This is a genomic window from Catenuloplanes nepalensis, from assembly GCF_030811575.1.
In the GTDB taxonomy this organism is placed as follows: domain Bacteria; phylum Actinomycetota; class Actinomycetes; order Mycobacteriales; family Micromonosporaceae; genus Catenuloplanes; species Catenuloplanes nepalensis.
Genome location: NZ_JAUSRA010000001.1, coordinates 7363398 through 7379947 on the forward strand (window position 1 = coordinate 7363398; position 16550 = coordinate 7379947).

At 71.4% G+C, this 16550-nt stretch carries 15 protein-coding genes and 1 tRNA gene; 4 read left to right on the forward strand and 12 right to left on the reverse strand.

Annotation, left to right across the window (positions count from 1 at the left end):
* Window positions 1–188: 188 nt before the first annotated feature.
* From J2S43_RS31700 to J2S43_RS31710, 3 genes are all read right to left on the reverse strand, one after another.
* The gene (locus tag J2S43_RS31700) at window positions 189–1169 is read right to left on the reverse strand and encodes a ribose-phosphate diphosphokinase (RefSeq protein ID WP_306835270.1); all 981 of its coding nucleotides are present in this window, start codon (window positions 1167–1169) and stop codon (window positions 189–191) included.
* Between the two features lie 78 nt (window positions 1170–1247).
* Window positions 1248–2714: a bifunctional UDP-N-acetylglucosamine diphosphorylase/glucosamine-1-phosphate N-acetyltransferase GlmU gene (gene glmU / locus J2S43_RS31705; RefSeq protein ID WP_306835271.1), complete on the reverse strand. Its 1467-nt coding sequence runs from the start codon at window positions 2712–2714 to the stop codon at window positions 1248–1250.
* Between the two features lie 115 nt (window positions 2715–2829).
* Window positions 2830–2901: transfer RNA gene (locus J2S43_RS31710), tRNA-Gln, on the reverse strand.
* A gap of 106 nt (window positions 2902–3007) precedes the next feature.
* Here J2S43_RS31710 and J2S43_RS31715 point away from each other — a divergent pair.
* The gene (locus J2S43_RS31715; RefSeq protein ID WP_306835272.1) at window positions 3008–3688 is read left to right on the forward strand and encodes a TetR/AcrR family transcriptional regulator; all 681 of its coding nucleotides are present in this window, start codon (window positions 3008–3010) and stop codon (window positions 3686–3688) included.
* A gap of 1401 nt (window positions 3689–5089) precedes the next feature.
* Here J2S43_RS31715 and J2S43_RS31720 read toward each other — a convergent pair.
* From J2S43_RS31720 to J2S43_RS31750, 7 genes are all read right to left on the reverse strand, one after another.
* A complete protein-coding gene (locus J2S43_RS31720) occupies window positions 5090–5563 on the reverse strand; it encodes a DUF4383 domain-containing protein (RefSeq protein WP_306835273.1) in 474 nt (157 codons plus the stop codon).
* 204 nt (window positions 5564–5767) lie between these two features.
* Window positions 5768–6211, reverse strand: a complete 444-nt coding sequence (locus J2S43_RS31725) for a DUF4383 domain-containing protein (RefSeq protein ID WP_306835274.1) — start codon at window positions 6209–6211, stop codon at window positions 5768–5770.
* A gap of 119 nt (window positions 6212–6330) precedes the next feature.
* Window positions 6331–8133 (reverse strand): ABC-F family ATP-binding cassette domain-containing protein, encoded by a 1803-nt coding sequence (locus J2S43_RS31730; protein WP_306835275.1) that lies wholly within the window; start codon window positions 8131–8133, stop codon window positions 6331–6333.
* A 17-nt stretch (window positions 8134–8150) separates the two neighbouring features.
* Window positions 8151–9101, reverse strand: coding sequence for a 4-(cytidine 5'-diphospho)-2-C-methyl-D-erythritol kinase (locus J2S43_RS31735; RefSeq protein WP_306835277.1), 951 nt, complete (start codon window positions 9099–9101; stop codon window positions 8151–8153).
* Window positions 9102–9211: 110 nt separating this feature from the next.
* Window positions 9212–10057 carry a 16S rRNA (adenine(1518)-N(6)/adenine(1519)-N(6))-dimethyltransferase RsmA gene (gene rsmA / locus J2S43_RS31740; RefSeq protein WP_306835278.1) on the reverse strand — a complete coding sequence of 282 codons (846 nt, stop codon included), beginning with the start codon at window positions 10055–10057 and terminating at the stop codon, window positions 9212–9214.
* Between the two features lie 191 nt (window positions 10058–10248).
* Window positions 10249–10434, reverse strand: a complete 186-nt coding sequence (locus J2S43_RS31745) for a DUF397 domain-containing protein (protein ID WP_306839577.1) — start codon at window positions 10432–10434, stop codon at window positions 10249–10251.
* On the reverse strand, window positions 10430–11317 hold the full coding sequence (locus J2S43_RS31750; RefSeq protein ID WP_306835279.1) for a helix-turn-helix domain-containing protein: 888 nt from the start codon (window positions 11315–11317) through the stop codon (window positions 10430–10432). Before J2S43_RS31750 ends, J2S43_RS31745 begins: the two co-directional genes overlap by 5 nt.
* A gap of 494 nt (window positions 11318–11811) precedes the next feature.
* Between J2S43_RS31750 and J2S43_RS31755 the strand changes: the two genes are divergently transcribed.
* Window positions 11812–11934 carry a hypothetical protein gene (locus tag J2S43_RS31755; protein ID WP_306835280.1) on the forward strand — a complete coding sequence of 41 codons (123 nt, stop codon included), beginning with the start codon at window positions 11812–11814 and terminating at the stop codon, window positions 11932–11934.
* Entirely contained in the window at window positions 11928–12194 is a 267-nt protein-coding gene (locus tag J2S43_RS31760; RefSeq protein WP_306835281.1) for a hypothetical protein, read from the forward strand. The genes J2S43_RS31755 and J2S43_RS31760 overlap by 7 nt, the downstream gene beginning before the upstream one ends.
* Window positions 12195–12198: 4 nt before the next feature.
* Here J2S43_RS31760 and J2S43_RS31765 read toward each other — a convergent pair whose 3' ends face one another.
* Complete coding sequence (locus J2S43_RS31765; protein ID WP_306839579.1) at window positions 12199–13044, reverse strand: TatD family hydrolase; 846 nt, start codon at window positions 13042–13044, stop codon at window positions 12199–12201.
* Window positions 13045–13088: 44 nt separating this feature from the next.
* Window positions 13089–15134: a PAS domain S-box protein gene (locus J2S43_RS31770; protein ID WP_306835282.1), complete on the reverse strand. Its 2046-nt coding sequence runs from the start codon at window positions 15132–15134 to the stop codon at window positions 13089–13091.
* A 108-nt stretch (window positions 15135–15242) separates the two neighbouring features.
* On the opposite strand from J2S43_RS31770, the gene J2S43_RS31775 reads away from it, so the two are divergent.
* Window positions 15243–16523: a hypothetical protein gene (locus tag J2S43_RS31775; RefSeq protein ID WP_306835283.1), complete on the forward strand. Its 1281-nt coding sequence runs from the start codon at window positions 15243–15245 to the stop codon at window positions 16521–16523.
* The last annotated feature ends 27 nt before the right edge of the window (window positions 16524–16550 follow it).

Here is a 16550-nt window from a genome sequence, read left to right on the forward strand (position 1 = left end):
GTTTACCCACGGCGTTTCGCCACCCCGACGTGACCCCCGCTGCTCCGCACCCTCCGGCTGCTCAGCGCCGTGCGCACGAACGCCCTGTCGCCGGCCGGAAGCCCGGCCGGCGACAGTCCTACCGGAGTCAGTTCACACCATCCGCCAGAAGCGGCGGAGGGTTTCCAGCAGGAAAAACAGGTCTAAACCTAGGAAAGGCCACCGAACAGCGTGGTCACTGAACCGTCGTCGAAGACCTCGCGGATCGCGCGGGCCAGCAGCGGCGCGATCGACAACGTGGTGATCTTGTCGAGCGTCTTCTCCGGCGGCAGCGGCAGCGTGTTCGTGATGACGATCTCGCTGATCGGGCCGTTCTTCAGCCGCTCCGTGGCCGGGTCGGAGAGCAGCGCGTGCGTCGCCGCGACCACGATGTCCGCCGCACCCGAGTCGTGCAGGATGTCCGCGGCCTTCGTGATCGTGCCGCCGGTGTCGATCATGTCGTCGACGATCAGGCAGACCCGGCCCTCGACGTCGCCGACCACCCGGTTCGCCACCACCTGGTTCGGCTTCAGCGGGTCGCGGGTCTTGTGGATGAACGCCAGTGGGCAGCCGCCCAGCCGGTCCGTCCAGCGCTCCGCGACGCGCACCCGGCCGGAGTCCGGCGCGACCACGGTCATCGGGCGGCCCTTGTACTTCGTCTCGACGTACGACGCCAGCGTGTCCATCGCGAACAGGTGGTCGACCGGCCCGTCGAAGAAGCCCTGGATCTGCGCGGTGTGCAGGTCCACGGTCAGGATCCGGTTCGCGCCCGCGGTCTTCAGTAGGTCGGCCACCAGGCGCGCGGAGATCGGCTCACGGCCGCGGTGCTTCTTGTCCTGCCGCGCGTACGGGTAGAACGGCAGCACCACGGTGATCCGCTTGGCCGAGCCTCGCTTCAGCGCGTCCACCATGATCAGGGTCTCCATGACCCACCGGTTGACACCCTCGGTGACGGACTGGACGACGAACGCGTCCGACCCGCGCACCGATTCGTTGAAGCGGACGAAGATCTCACCGTTGGCGAACTCGTACGAGTCCGACGGCGTCGGCGCGACCCCGAGGGTCTTGCCGATCTCCTGCGCGAGTTCCGGGAAACCCCGGCCGCTGAAGAGCATCAAGCTCTTACGGTTCTCCGCGACGATGCTGCCCATCGGCGTAACGCTCCCCGATCGAGGGTCTGTTTGTCACCAGCGGACGTCTTCGTCGCCAGCAGATGCAGTATCTCCCCGTCAGCTGCCCGATCCATCGGGGTCCGCAACGTCGTTATCGGTATCACCCTGGCTTGCGCGAGCCCTGCCAGCGGCTTCGGCTGCCGCGGTGCCCGGCCGGCGCCGCTCCACCCAGCCCTCGATGTTGCGCTGACGAGCGCGGGAGACGCCGAGCGCGCCCGGCGGCACGTCCTCGGTGATCGTCGAGCCGGCCGCGGTGTACGCACCGTCGCCCACGGTCACCGGCGCCACGAACATGTTGTCCGCGCCGGTCCGCGCGTGCGCGCCGATCACCGAGCGGTACTTGCTGACACCGTCGTAGTTGACGAAGACCGTGGCCGCGCCGATGTTGCTCTGCTCGCCGATGGTGGCGTCCCCCACGTACGACAGGTGCGGCACCTTGCTGCCCGCACCGATCTCCGAGTTCTTCGTCTCGACGAACGTGCCGACCTTCGACTTCTCGTGCAGCCGCGACTTCGGGCGCAGGTACGCATACGGCCCGACGCTCGCCCGCGCGCCGATCTCGGCCTCCACCGCGTGCGCGCGCAGCACGGTCGCGCCGGCGCCCACGCTCGTGTCGATCAGCGTCACGTCCGGGCCGACCGTCGCACCGGCGGCCACCGACGACCCACCCCGGATCTGGGTGTTCTGGTCGATCGTCGCGTCCGGCTCGACCGTCGCGGTCACGTCGATCCAGGTGGTGGCCGGGTCCAGGATCGCGACGCCGGAGCGCATCAGCGCGGTGTTGACGCGGTTGCGCAGCCGCGCGCGCAGCCCGGCCAGCTCGACCCGGTCGTTGCAGCCGAGCGTCTCCTCCGGGTCGCCGGCCACGTGCACGCCGACCGGCTCGCCCGCGGCCGCGAGCAGCCCGAACACGTCGGTCAGATATTCCTCGCCCTGGTCGTTGTCGGTGGACAGCTTGCCCAGCGTGGCGCGCAGGATCGCGGCGTCGAACGCGTAGATGCCCGCGTTGACCTCGGCGATCAGGCGTTCGTCCGCGGACGCGTCCCGCTCCTCGACGATCCGCTCCAGGCCGCCGTCCGCGGCCCGCACGATCCGGCCCAGCCCGGCCGGGTCGGTCACCGACGCGGCCAGCACGGTGGCGGCGGCGCGCGCGGTCTCGTGCGCCTCGATCAGCGCGGTCACGGTCTCGCCGCGCAGCAATGGCACGTCCCCGTTCAGCACCACGACCGTGCCGGTCAGCCCGGCGTCCAGCGACTCCAGCGCGATCCGGACCGCGTGACCGGTGCCGTTCTGCTGCTCCTGGCGGACCGTCAGCGCGCCCGGCGCGATCTCGGCCAGGTGGTCCGGCACCGCGTCGCCACCGTGGCCGACCACGACCAGCGTGGTGTCCGCCCCGGCGGACGCGGCCGCGCTCAGCACGTGACCGACGAGCGTCCGGCCGAGCAGCGGGTGCAGGACCTTGGGGAGGCTTGACTTCATCCGCTTGCCCTCACCGGCGGCGAGGACGATGACGGTGCGGCTCACGAGATGCTCCGATTCTCCGCGGTGACGACGTGCGGCCCCATGCTAGGCCAGAAGGGGCGAACGGGCCGGAGGTCCCCCAGTCGCGAATCGGACCCCGGTCTCGATCGTGGAGGAGCTCGGCCGCTAGGACTCGAACCTAGAATGTCGGGACCAAAACCCGAAGTGTTGCCAATTACACCACGGCCGATCGCAGCGCCCCGTCAGCCTAGCGCCTTCCCGCACCGGCACGGAATCGACATTGCCCCACCGCCGCCGGGAATCGATGTGACCGGCGAGCCTGGCAGGATGGGCGGATGGCCGACGACACCGCATCCGCCCCGGAGGCCCCCCGCGCGGCTGCCCGCACCGCCAAGGGTGCGTCCCGGGTGCGCATGTCCGCCGCCCAGCGCCGCGAGCAGCTCATCGTGATCGGCCGCCAGCTCTTCGCCGAGCGCGGCTTCGACGGCACCTCGATCGAGGAGGTCGCGGCCCGCGCCAAGGTCTCCAAGCCGGTCGTCTACGAGCACTTCGGCGGCAAGGAGGGCCTCTACGCCGTCGTCGTCGACCGCGAGGTCCGCTCCCTGCTCGACCGGATCACCACCGCACTCACCGCCGGCCACCCCCGCGAACTGCTCGAACAGGCCGCGCTCGCACTCCTGGAGTACATCGAGGAGGAGACCCACGGCTTCCGCGTGCTCACCCGCGAGTCGCCGCTGCTCTCCGCGTCCGGCAACTTCTCCAGCGTCCTGAACGACGTCGCCCACCAGGTCGAGCACATCCTCGGCGACGAGTTCGAGTCCCGCGGCTACGACCCCAAGCTCGCCGAGCTCTACTCACAGGCGCTGGTCGGCATGGTCGCACTGGTCGGCCGCTGGTGGCTGGAGGTCCGCAGGCCCCGCAAGGAGACGGTCGCCGCCCACCTGGTCAACCTCTCCTGGAACGGCCTCTCCAACCTCGACGCCACCCCCACCCTCATCACCCGCCCGAGCCGATAACCCAAAACCTGGATCTGCCCGCTCCCGGCGTGGCACAGCCCGCATGCTCCCGCGGGCACCGGTCGTCGCTGGCGCTCCTCCCTGCCGGTCGGCCGCCCATCACCACACCCCCGAGCAACCCCCACCCCGCCCGCGCTGCCCCGCCCCGCCACGCCCGCCCCACTTCGCACCGATACACCGCCTTCTCCCGTTCGCTCCGCATTCCTCCGCCCTTTTGCTCTGCTTACCTACGCGCCGCACCTCGATAAGGGCGATTTGTCGCTGCAGCGCACGGCCCGTTTTGTCCAGGTAAGCAGAGCAAAGCCTCCGGCGAGGGCACCCGAAGCGCCAGACGCCGGCAGCCACGAAGTTCGCGCGACACCGCCGACGCGCGCAGCCGACCCCCGAGCCACAACCCACCCGGACGCGAGCAACCGACCACCGATTCACCACCACCCGGTGCGAGCAACCGACCACCGACACGGAAGCCGCCCCGGCGTGATCGAGCGCGGACTTCGCCGAGATCTCCGCGAGCATGTCGGCGGCTCGGGCGCCGAACGCGACATGATCTCCAAGCCGCGGCGGAACGCTCCACCGACGCGGGAATTTCGGCGCCCGTTGCGGGCCGCGGCGAGGACGAGCACATCGTGCCCGATATTTCGGCATAAGGTCGCCACTCGGATACGCCCTGAGGCGTCGGCGCCCCCTGCACCTGCGCCTGTGTGATCAATCAGTGGAGCAAAAAGTAGATCATTTATCGAAGATGACCTCTCTTTTGCTCCACTGATTGATCACACAGGGTCGAGGGAGAGTGTTTCGCGAAGACCACACCGACCTGGCGGGTTCGAAGTGATTCCCCCCTGCCGGTGGCGCCCGTTTTGTGCTTGTAAGCAGAGCAAAGGCCGGCGGGCGGCGGGGAGGGCGCGAGGGTTGTGGTGACCACAGCCGATCTTGCAGGGAGGCCGGCCAACGGCCGACCGTTGCCCGCGGGAGCATGCGGGCCGGGCCACGCCGGGAGCGGGAAAGCGGTCTGGAAGGTCTTCAGCCCTTGGCGGGTCTAAGCCCTTGGCACGCTGAAACCTGAGCGCCGGGTAGAGCGTCAGCGCTCGCAGAAGCGTCAGCGCTCGCAGAAGCGTCAGCGCTCGCAGAAGCGTCAGCGCTCGCAGAAGCGTCAGCGCTCGCAGAAGCGTCAGCGCTCGCAGAAGCGTCAGCGCTCGCAGAAGCGTCAGCGCTCGCAGAAGCGTCAGCGCTCGCAGAAGCGTCAGCGCTCGCAGAAGCGTCAGCGCTCGCAGAAGCGTCAGCGCTCGCAGAAGCGTCAGCGCTCGCAGAAGCGTCAGCGCTCGCAGAAGCGTCAGCGCTCGCAGAAGCGTCAGCGCTCGCAGAAGCGTCAGCGCTCGCAGAAGCGTCAGCGCTCGGGAGGTTTCAGCTCTTGGCGGGGGCGGGGCGGTTGGGGCGGAATGTGTCCTTGGCCGGGGCGGGCTCGGGGGGGCCGGCCTTGCCGTAGAGGCCGGCGGTGAGGACCAGGGTGCCGAGCACGAGGGAGACGATGACGTTGGCCATGGACCAGTTGAAGATGTTGAGGTCGGTGCGCATCACCGCGATGCCGGCCAGGCCGCCGGCCAGGAGCACCCAGCTGCCGTAGTAGTTGATCCAGTGGCTGATGTCGCCGCCGATCACGTAGCCGGCCACCAGGATCGCGCCGAGCAGGATGGAGAGCAGCGAGAACGCCATGTTGGTCTTGAGCCAGAGCGCCCAGATGCCCTCCCGCGAGAAGAACTCCTCGCCGGCGGACGCGATCGCGCCCGTGATGCCGAAGATCAGGAAGTAGACGCCGCAGAGGCCGGAGACCGCCCGGTAGAACGGCCGCAGCGGGTGGTTGATCGGGATGTGAGCCATGTCGCCCACCTTCCTGGCGCGCTCGCCTGCCGTGGATGCGGTGTTCCCCGCACCTCGCGGGCGACACCTGCCCTCCATCCTTCCCCGCTTCACCTGCGCATATGCACGAAACCGCCCAGAGTGCGGGGCACTCTGGGCGGCGGGAGGACCAGCGCGGCGTGCCCCCGGGTCCGGCGAAGGGCCGGGGCCGGCGGGCCGCCGGGCTCAGTGCGAGGTGGCGACCGAGCGGCCCGCGGGGGCGCTGCGGGAGTACAGCCCGGCCGTGATCAGCAGCGTGCCGACCACGAACCACACGATCGTGGTGACCACGGTGTGGTTCAGCACGTTCGCGTCGGTGCGGGTGAGGGCCAGGAACAGCATGCCGATCACCAGCATCGCCCAGCCGAGGTACGTGAAGGCCAGCACGTCCGCGTTCCGGCCGATCACGGTGCCGAGCACGACCAGCGCGCCGATCACGATCGAGAGGAGCGAGTTGGCCAGGTTGGTGCCCTGTCCGAGCGTCTCGCCGACGCCGATGCCGAGCGGCGGCTCGCCGCCGGTCTGGATCGCGCCCAGCACGCCGAACACGATCATGTAGAGCCCGCTCAGGCCACCGACGATGCGGTAGATCGGCCGCAGCGGGTGGTTGACGGGCATGTGCGACGCCATCGGTCCTCAACCTCCAAGGGGGGCGCACGCCGGTCGCACGCCGCGATCATCCGAACCGAGATTGTGACGTATGCGCCGCGCCCGCGCTTCGCAGGCCCGGCGCGACGCGGCACACCTCACTACCCGTCGCCGAGTCTGTCGGCCAGTTCGAGCCAGGCCTCCTCGGTCTCGGCCCGCTCCGCCTGCATGGCCTTGAGTTGTGCGTCCAGCTCCGCGACCTTGCCGTAGTCGGTGGCGTTGGCGGCGAGCTGCTCGTGCAGTTTCGCCTCCTTCTGCTCCAGCTTCGAGACCGCGCGCTCCAGCTTGCCGAGTTCCTTCCTGCCCGCTCGGACATCGGCCGCCGAGAGCGTATCCGATTTATCGGACTTGTCGGCCTTGCCGGTGGCGGTGGCGGTGGGCACGGTGGGCGCGCCGCCGATGCGCTGCAGGTACTCGTCGATGCCGCCGACCAGGTGGGTGATCCCGCCGTCGCCGAGCAGGCCGTAGACCGTGTCGGTGACCCGCTCGACCAGGTACCGGTCGTGGCTGGCCACGATCAGCGTGCCCGGCCAGGTGTCCAGCAGGTCCTCCAGCGAGGCCAGCGTGTCCGTGTCCAGGTCGTTGGTCGGCTCGTCGAGCAGCAGCAGGTTCGGCTCGGCGGCCAGCAGGCGAAGCAGCTGCAGCCGCCGCCGCTCACCGCCGGAGAGGTCGGAGACCGGTGTCCACAGCCGCCGGTCGGTGAAGCCGAAGACCTCGGCAAGCTGCGACGCGGACAGCTCCCGGTCGCCGAGCTGGACCCGGCGGGCCACCTCCTCGACCGCCTCCAGCAGCCGCAGGTGGCCGGGCAGCTCGTGCAGTTCCTGGGAGAGGAACGCGGCCTTGACGGTCTGGCCCTTCCGGAAGACACCGGAGTCCGGCGACGTGATGCCCGCGAGCAGGCGCAGCAGCGTGGTCTTGCCGGCACCGTTCGCGCCGAGCAGCGCGATCCGGTCGCCCGGCCCGATCCGCCAGGTCACGTCGGAAAGGATCTTCTTCGGCCCGGCGAACAGCGTCACGTCCTCCAGGTCGTAGACCTGCTTGCCGAGCCTGGACGTGGCCAGCCGGGTCAGCGACACCGAGTCGCGGGCCGGCGGCACGTCGGCGATCAGCGCGTTCGCCGCGTCGATGCGGAACTGCGGCTTGGAGGTACGCGCGGGCGGCCCGCGGCGCAGCCAGGCGATCTCCTTGCGCAGCAGGTTCTGCCGGCGGGCCTCGGTCGCGGCCGCGACCCGCTCGCGCTCGGCCCGGGCCAGCGTCCAGGCCGCGTAGCCACCCTCGTAGGCGCGCACGGTCTGGTCCGCGACCTCCCAGGTGGCGGTGCAGACCTCGTCCAGGAACCAGCGGTCGTGGGTGACCACGACGAGCGCGCCGCGCCGCTTCAGCAGGTGCGCGGCCAGCCAGTTGACGCCGGCCACGTCCAGGTGGTTGGTCGGCTCGTCCAGGATCAGCAGGTCGGAGGTGCGGATCAGCAGCGCGGCCAGCGCGACCCGGCGGCGCTCGCCACCGGACATCGGGCCGACCGGCGCCTCCAGGCCGAGGTGGCCCATGCCGAGCCCGTCCAGCACCGCGCGCACGCCGGCGTCGCCGGCCCACTCGTGCTCCGCGCCGAAGCCCTCGTCGAGCCACGCGGTGCCGAGCACCACGTCCCGGACCGTGGCCTCGCCCTGCAGCGTCAGCGACTGCGGCAGCTGGGCCACGCGCAGGTCACGGCGGTGGGTGACGCGGCCGTCGTCCGGCTCCTCCTGCTTGGTCAGCATGCGCAGCAGCGTGCTCTTGCCGGCCCCGTTGAGGCCGACCACGCCGACCCGGTCGGTGTCCTCCAGCCCGAGCGACACGCTCGTGAGCAGTGCGCCGACGGCGCCGTAGCCCTTCGAGACACGGTCGAGGTTGACCAGGTTCGCCATAACTCCCCAGATGCTTGTTACAGGATGCGGGCGCCGGGCACGGGACCGTGCGCGGTGCCGGCGGCACGGCAGAGGCCGGACGCCTCGATCTCCGTGGTGAGCGACTCCGCGTGCGCGGCGTCGCGGGCGAGGAAGAGCACGGTCGGCCCGGAACCGGAGATCAGGCTGGCGCACGCGCCCGCGGCGAGCCCGGCCTTGAGCAGGCCGGCGAGGCCGGGCCGGAGCGAGAGCGCGGCGGCCTGCAGGTCGTTGCCGAGCGCGGCGGCCAGCAACGCCGGGTCTTTCTGCCGGAGCGCGGCCAGCAGCGCGTCCGCGGAGCCGAGCGGCGCGGGGCCGTCCGGCTCGGCGCGCAGCCGGTCGAGCTCGCGGTAGACCTCCGGGGTGGCCAGGCCGCCGTCCGCCACCGCGACCACCCAGTGCCACGAGTGCGGGCGGACCAGCACCGGGCTGATGGTCTCGCCGTGGCCGGTGCCGAGCGCGGTGCCGCCGTAGATCAGGAACGGCACGTCCGAGCCGAGCGTGGCCGCGACCTCGGCCAGTTGGTCGCGGGAGAGCCCGATGCCCCAGAGCGCGTCGCAGGCGACCAGCGCGGCGGCCGCGTCCGCACTGCCACCGGCCAGGCCGGCCGCGAGCGGGATCTGCTTCCTCAGGTGCAGCCGGGCGTGCGCGGGGACGCGGGCGTAGTCAGCCAGCGCCTGGACCGCGCGGATGATCAGGTTGGTGCCGTCCAGCGCGAGCGAGCCGGCGCCCTCGCCCTCCATGGTCAGGCTCAGCGTGTCGCCGCGCCGCGCGGTCAGCTCGTCGTAGAGCGAGATCGCCTGGTAGACCGTGTTCAGCTCGTGGAAGCCGTCGTCGCGCAGCGGCCCGACACCGAGGTGCAGGTTGATCTTCGCCGGGACGCGGACCCGCACCGGGCCCGCCATCGCCTGCCGGGGACGGTCGTCCTCCGGCCTCCAGGCCTCCGTCACCGATCGGCGCCCCGGTCCGGGACGGCGCTCTCACCGGCCGTGTCGATCATCGCCGCCCACCTCCTCGTCCGCTCGGCTGGCGCAACTCTACCGCCACACCGTTCGAGGCCTCAGGAACCCGCCGCGGCGGCGATCGCGATGAACTGCTCGACGTCGAGCTGCTCGCCCCGGGTGCGCGGGTCGATCCCGGCGGCCAGCAGCACCTTCTCGGCCAGGTCCGGTCCGCCGGCCCAGCCGGCCAGCGCCGCGCGCAACGTCTTGCGCCGCTGCGCGAACGCCGCGTCGACCACGGCGAAGACCTTCTGCCGGGGTACGCCGTCCCGCGGCGGCTCGCGCCGGGTGAACGCGACGAGCCCGGAGTCCACGTTCGGCACCGGCCAGAACACGTTCGGCGGCACCTTCCCGGCCGCCCGGGACGGGCCGTACCAGGCGAGCTTCACCGACGGCACGCCGTAGATCTTGGAGCCGGGCGCCGCGACCAGCCGGTCCGCGACCTCCTTCTGCACCATCACCAGGCCGGTGCGCAGGCTGGGCAGCGTGGCCAGCAGATGCAGTACGACCGGGACCGCCACGTTGTACGGCAGGTTCGCGACCAGCGCGGTCGGCGCCGGCTCCGGCAGCGCGGTGACCTTCAGCGCGTCCAGCAGGTGCACGGTGAGCCGGTCCGCCCGGTCCGGCAGGCGCTCCGCCGCGGTCCGCGGCAGCCGGGCCGCGAGCACCGGGTCGATCTCCACCGCGTGCACGTGCCGGGCCACGCCGAGCAGGCCGAGCGTGAGCGAGCCGAGGCCCGGCCCGACCTCCAGCGCCACGTCGTCCGGCGTCAGATCGGCCGCGGCCACGATGCGCCGCACCGTGTTGGGGTCGTGGACGAAGTTCTGCCCGAGCCGCTTGGTGGGCGCCACGCCGAGGCTGGCCGCCAGCTCGCGGATCTCCGCCGGCCCGAGTAGTCCGTCCATGATTGGCGATCCTAGGCCCTGCATCGAGGTGGGGGTCGGAGCGAGGCGCGGCACGGAAGCCCTCGTACCGGTGCTACCTGTGGGGCTTGTGCGACGTGCGGCCAGCCGGCGCACGGGCCTCGCCGCAGCCCGGCCACCACGTCGACGCGGGGCCTTGGGGCTCCCCCGGGCTCCGCCCGGGGGAGCGGGTTCTAGCGCGTGTGTTTGAGGCCGGTGGTGAAGGCGCGCCACGAACCGGGCGAGAAGGCCAGCACCGCGCCGGCCGGGTCCTTGGAGTCGCGGACCGCGATGAACGTGCCGAGATTGTCCGCGACCTCGACACATTGGTTGGCACCGCTTCGGCTTGACTTGCGCCAGAGGGCGCCCGACGAGTCAATCACTGCGATTCAACTCCCCTATCAGGCTTGCGATCATGGCCGCTGAATCACCCTCACTCAGCGCCGTCGTCGCAAGGCTAGCCCAAACTTCTTCATAGGCCTCTATCTCTTGTGATTTGTCGAGATAGATCGCCCCTGTGAGTGATTCGCTGTACACCGTTGGAGGTTCTCTCCGCTCATTTCCCTCGGATGGAAATTCCAGAATCGTGAAAGCACCGGCGACCGAGGCGCGATGCAGGCCGATCGAGAGCGGGAGAACGCGTATAGATATATGTGGTTGTTCGCCCGCCTTCTGCAGGTACGCCAGTTGCCGGGCCATCACGCCGGGCGGGCCCGGATCCCGGCGCAGCACGGTCTCGCAGACGATCGCCTCCAGCACCGGCGGCTCCGGGAACGACCGGGCCAGCAGCTCCTGCCGCTCGCGGCGCAGGTCGACGCGGCGGCGGCGCTCCTCGTCGCCCATCCGGGGCTGGTCCGCCCGGATCGCCGCGTCCGCGTAGCCGCTGGACTGCAGCAGGCCGGGGACCAGGGACGGCTCGTACATGCGCAGCCGGGACGCGGCCGCCTCCATGCCCACGTACACCTCGAACCAGCGCGGCACCACGTCCCCGTACGAATGCCACCAGCCCTTGGCCTTGGTCTCCTTGGCGAGCGCGACCAGCGCCTGCGTCATCTCCTCGGACGCGTGGTAACGCTGGCAGAGCACCTTGACGTCGGCGCCGCGGACCGGCACCGCGCCCTTCTCGATCCGCCACAGCTTCTGGATGGAACACTCCAGCTCCGCGGCGGCGGCCTTCACCGTCACACCGGCCTCCTCACGCAGGCGGCGCAGATATCTGCCCAGCTGACGGCGGGGCACCGTCGATCCCGGCTCGGCGTCCACGCGCTTCCTCCGCTCATGGAATGCTCTGACTTCCGTCATGGAATGCCTACCGACCGATCAAGGCGAAAGTCAATGGTGAGCGACGATTTCCGGTCACGGAATGTTGCACCGGCGGTGCTTTGCCCAAATGATTGGACGGCGCGGCCCGGTTCCCGGGCCCTCACGTCCACTGCCGCGGCCGGGCGGCACAACGACGGGGAGGCGACGCCTCTCCGTTCGTGTCAGCCCGGGAGGTAAACGGTGTCGTCCGAGCGAAGAGGCCGGGATTCACGCTCGCGCGGTTCGCTGCGCATCCTATTCTCGGCACGCCGCCACCCGCCGGGGCTGACAAGATGAATGAATCTCAGACCATAGCGTCCGGCGCCGGGTCTCCGGCCGTCCGGCACATTCCAGATTCGTCCTGGCAGTGCGCGCGCTGCCGGTCCGAATGGCCGTGCGAATCGTACAAACGGACCGCTCTGCGCGACTATCGCCGGAACCGGGTGGCGCTGGCCATGCTGATGGCGACGTACCTGCACCGGTTCGCGCGGGACCGGCCGGCCGCCGAGTGCGCCCGGGCCGGCGCGCGCTTCCTGGGCTGGTGCCGCACCAGGCGGCCGGGACGGGCCGCGTGGTGAGCCCGCGGGCCCGCCGCCCGGCGCCGGCCGAGCCAATCGTCGGCGAGACGCTGCACCTGCGCGAGCAGGACTACCGGTTCGGCGTCGGCATGCTGACCGCGACCGTCTCGTTCGTGGTCGACATGGTGCACTTCGACAACGAGCCGTGGTGGCACATCCGGGCCTGGTGCAAGCGGGCGCCGTCCGACCCGGGCGCGCAGCGCGAGCTCTACGTGCGGGCCGGCTCGGTCCCCGCCGCGCGCCACCCCGGCTGGTTCTAGGGCGCTAGCCCCAGGTTCCGAACGCCCGCTCCCCGTTCGCGGAGACCGCGGCGCACAGCTCGGCCAGGTCGCGGCCGGTGGTCTCGGCCAGCGCGCGCATCGTCACCGGGATCAGGTAGGACGCGTTCGGCCGGCCACGGAACGGCGACGGCGTCAGGTACGGCGCGTCCGTCTCCACCAGCAGGTGCGCGGGCGGCGTGACCCGGGCCGCCGCGCGCAGGTGCTCCGCGCTCCTGAACGTCACGGTCCCGGCGAAGCTGAGCAGGTAGCCGCGGCGCACGCACTCGGCCGCGAACTCCGCGTCGCCGGAGAAGCAGTGCAGCACCACGGTGTCCGGCGCGCCCTCGGAGTCCAGCACGCGCAGCACGTCCGCGTGCGCGTCCCGGTCGTGGATCATCAGCGCCTTGCCGTACCGCTTGGCGAAGCCGATGTGCGCGCGGAAGCTCTCCTCCTGCGCGGCCCGGCCGTCCTCGCCGGTCCGGAACGTGTCCAGCCCGGTCTCGCCGATCGCGCGCACCCGGTCCTGCGCGGCCAGCGCCTCGATCTCGCGCAGCGCCTCGTCCAGCCGGTCGCCGAGCCGGGGCGCGTCGTTCGGATGCAGCGCGACCGCGGCCAGCACCGACGGATGCCTCGCGGCCAGCTCCGCGCCCCAGCGGGAGGACGCCACGTCCACGCCGACCTGCACCAGCCGGTCCACGCCCGCGGCGAGAGCGGCGTCCACCAGCCGCTGCACCGGGTCGCCCGCGCCGGAACCGGGCACGCCGGCCTCGTGCACCGTGATGTCCAGGTGGGTGTGGCTGTCGATCACCGGGGCCGGCAGCGCGTCCGGGGCCGGCGGGAACTCGCCCATCCGGCGCGGACTGTTCTTCTCACGGGAACTCACGACCGCCAAGGCTATCTACGGGTGCCGAGCGCCTTCGCGACGGCGGTGAGCAGGCTCTCCCGGTTGAACGGTTTCTGGATCAGCGTGCTGTCCTCGTCCAGGTGCCCGCGCGGGTTGAGCACGCCGGCCGTGTAGCCGGACATGAACAGCACCCGCAGGTCCGGGTAGTGCGCGCGCAGCTCCCTGGCCAGCTCCAGGCCGGTCATGCCCGGCATCACCACGTCGGTTAGCAGCAGGTCCGGCCGCGCGCCCGCGTGCAGGTGCGACACGGCCGCGGCCGGGTCGGTGGCGACCGTGACCGTGTAGCCGGCCGGCTGCAGCAGATAGCGCACCAGCTGGGCCAGCTCGGGCTGGTCCTCGACGACCAGCACGTGCCCCTGGCCGCGCAGGTTCTCCACCGGCAGGATCGGCGGCTCCTCGGTCGCCTCCTTGGCCGGCAGGAAGATCTTCACGGTGGTGCCGATGCCCGGGTCGGAGACGAGCCGGATGTGACCGCCGCTGTTGTGCACGATGCCGTAGACCGTGGCCAGGCCGAGGCCGGCCGCGCCGCGCGCCTTCTTCGTGGTGAAGAACGGCTCGAACGCGTGCGACCGGGTCTCGGGGTCCATGCCGCTTCCGGTGTCCGAGACGGCCAGCACCACGAACCGGCCGGACGCGGCCTCGTCCTCCAGCCCGCCCGGGTCGATCACGGTGTTGTGCGCCTCGATGGTCAGCCGCCCGCCGCTGCCCATCGCGTCCCGCGCGTTGGCCGCGAGGTTCGCCAGCGCCTGCTCCAACTCGCCGCGGTCGGCCTGGACCATCCACAGATCTTCGTCGATCTTGAAGCGCAGGTCGATGTGCTCGCCGAGCGCGCGGGTCAGCAGGTCGCGCGCGCCGTCCAGCAGCTCCGGCACGGAGACCGTGTGCGCGGTGGGGCTGCGCCGGCCGAACGCCAGCAGCTGGTGGGTGAGCGCGGCTCCGCTGGCCGCGGCCCGCATGATCGACTGAGCCATCGCCTCGACGTCCGAGCCGGGCTCCGCGTCCGAGGCCAGCACCTCCGCGGAGCCGGCGATCACGGTCAGCAGGTTGTTGAAGTCGTGCGCGATGCCGCCGGCCAGCTGGCCCAGGCTGTCCACCCGGCGCAACTGGTCGAGCTGGCGCTGCATGTCGCGCGCGGCGATCCGCTCGGTGATGTCGCTGACCAGCGCGAGCGAGCCGACCACCTGACCCTCCTGGTCGAGCAGCGGCGCGGCGGACATCTGCACCCAGAGCGCGGTGCCATCGGCGCGGATCAGCCGGCACTCGTACACCTCGGAACGGCCCTTCTGCCGCTCCTCCAGCCGCCGGGCGAGCCGCTGCTGCCCCTTGTTGTCCAGGAAGCCCCGCACCGACAGCCCGAGCAGCTCCTCCCGGGAGATCCCGAGCATGCGGGCCATCTGTGCGTTCGCGAACGTGGTCACGCCGTCCCGGTCGAACTGCCAGACGCCGTCCAGCGTCGTCTCGACGATGTTCCGGTACCGGTCCTCGGACGCACGCAGCCGCTCCACCGACCGTGCGGTGTGCAGCGCCCCCGCGGTGTGCTCGGCGATCATCCGGGCCGTCTCCACGTCCGTGTCCGTGTAGGTGGCGCCCGGCGTGGTGCGGGCCAGCGCCAGGTAGCCGAGGAACGCGCCGTCGGAGATCAGCGGGCAGGCGAGCACGGCCGAGATCCGGCCGCCGGCCAGGTTCGTCCAGTGCTGCGGCGGCGCCAGCTTCTGGAACTCCTGCTGGTCCATGGAGGTGAAGACGATCGTGGCGCCGGCTCGCAGCCGGTTCAGGTGCCCCTGGTCGACCCGGTCGCTGAAGCCGCCGAGGAACTCGCCGAGCATCTCCGGCACGTCCTGCGCCCGGTGCTGGGTGATCATCGGGCTGAACCGCCCGTCCTCCCGGACGAGCCGGATGCCACCACCGTCACCGACGATCCGGGCGGCGGCCTCGGTGGCGACGTCGAGGACCGATTCCGCGCGCATGCAAGCGGCCGTCAGCGCGGAAGTGAGGTCCGTCAACGCATCGTGGGTGATTCGCGCCGCGGTCTCCATGAAGACACTATCCGCTGGTCAGGGCCGCTCCGGAGGCGGAATGAGGAACCTTGCTCGCGTCACCTTACGTTCACTCGACGTCTACCATGCGGCAGTAGGTTGCGGCGAGTGAGCGTGTTTCCGGCGGCCCGTAACGTGAACGACGCCCCGACGGGCCTGCGCGTGACCTTCAAGGGAAACCTCTACCCTGCCGAGCAGATCGCCCGCGGTGCCGCGTTCGAGCTGTTCGGCACCGACGAGACCGACGGCTTCCGCCGGGTGTCGCGCAACAGCGCGCTCGCACCCTTCCACCGGTTCGTGCACGCCTCCGAGGTGGAGAGCGTCAGCGTCGGCGGCCACGCGCAGCCGGTGCTCGGCGTGCTCGGCGACGGCACGCCGGAGGACCCGCTGGACACGCCGCTGATGGTGCCGCTGTCCCGCGGCATCCGCTGGACGGACGTGCACAAGGCAGCACAGAACCCGGTGTACCGGGACGATCCCATGCTGTCCAGCATCCGGCGCACCGCCTCGATCCGGCGCGGCACCCGCATGGTCAAGATACTGTCCGCCAGCCAGATCGCCGGCTACCTGCGCGGCTGGCTGCCGTACGGCTTCTGCTACCGGGAGTATGACGTCGCACACCTGCGCACGCCGTCCGACCTGATGCTGCTGCGCACGGACGGCGAGGCCGGCCGCGGCGTGCCGGAGGTCATCTACGCGCTGCGCTGGCGGGCCAACTCACCGGACGACTACGAGATCCCGGCCGGCGCCGAGCAGAGCGGGCTGCGCGAGGTGCCGCCGCACGACCGGGTCGGCGCGCCGGTCCTCGGCACCGGCTTCACGCCCAGCGAGCGGCACCTGATCCCGGAATTCGTGACGAAGGACATGGCCGACCTGCCGATGCCCGCGAACGCGGCGCTGATCGCGTATACGTCGGATGGCAGCGAGGTGGTGCTCTACACCTACCAGCCCGAGCAGCGCGGCTGGCTGCGGATGGTCGGGCCGCAGTGGCGGCACCTGGTCACCGGCATCCCGGAGATCCCGCCGGACCAGGAATACCTGCCGGTCGGCGACGCCGTGCGCTCCACGATCCTGGTGGGTACGTACGGCGAGCGGGAGTACGAGGCGATCGCGGACCTGCCCGGCGGCTTCCGCGTGCTGGCCATGACCCGCGCCGCGCGCTACCCGGTGGAGAACGTCAGCCGCCGCGCCGCGTTCGCCCGCTGGCGTGGCGTGCTCTGCCAGGTGCTGCACACCGACTCGGGCTGGACGCGGCTGCGCCTGGCCCGGCCGGACTCGGACGCGATCTCCCGGCTCGGCGCGCAGTGCTACGAGCGCGGCGTCTACGAGGTGTGGGCGCCGGCCGGGGAGCTCTCCGACCACGAGACCGTCACCACGGCGTACCCGTGAGGCCGCGTGGCCGAGGCGCCGCCCCGG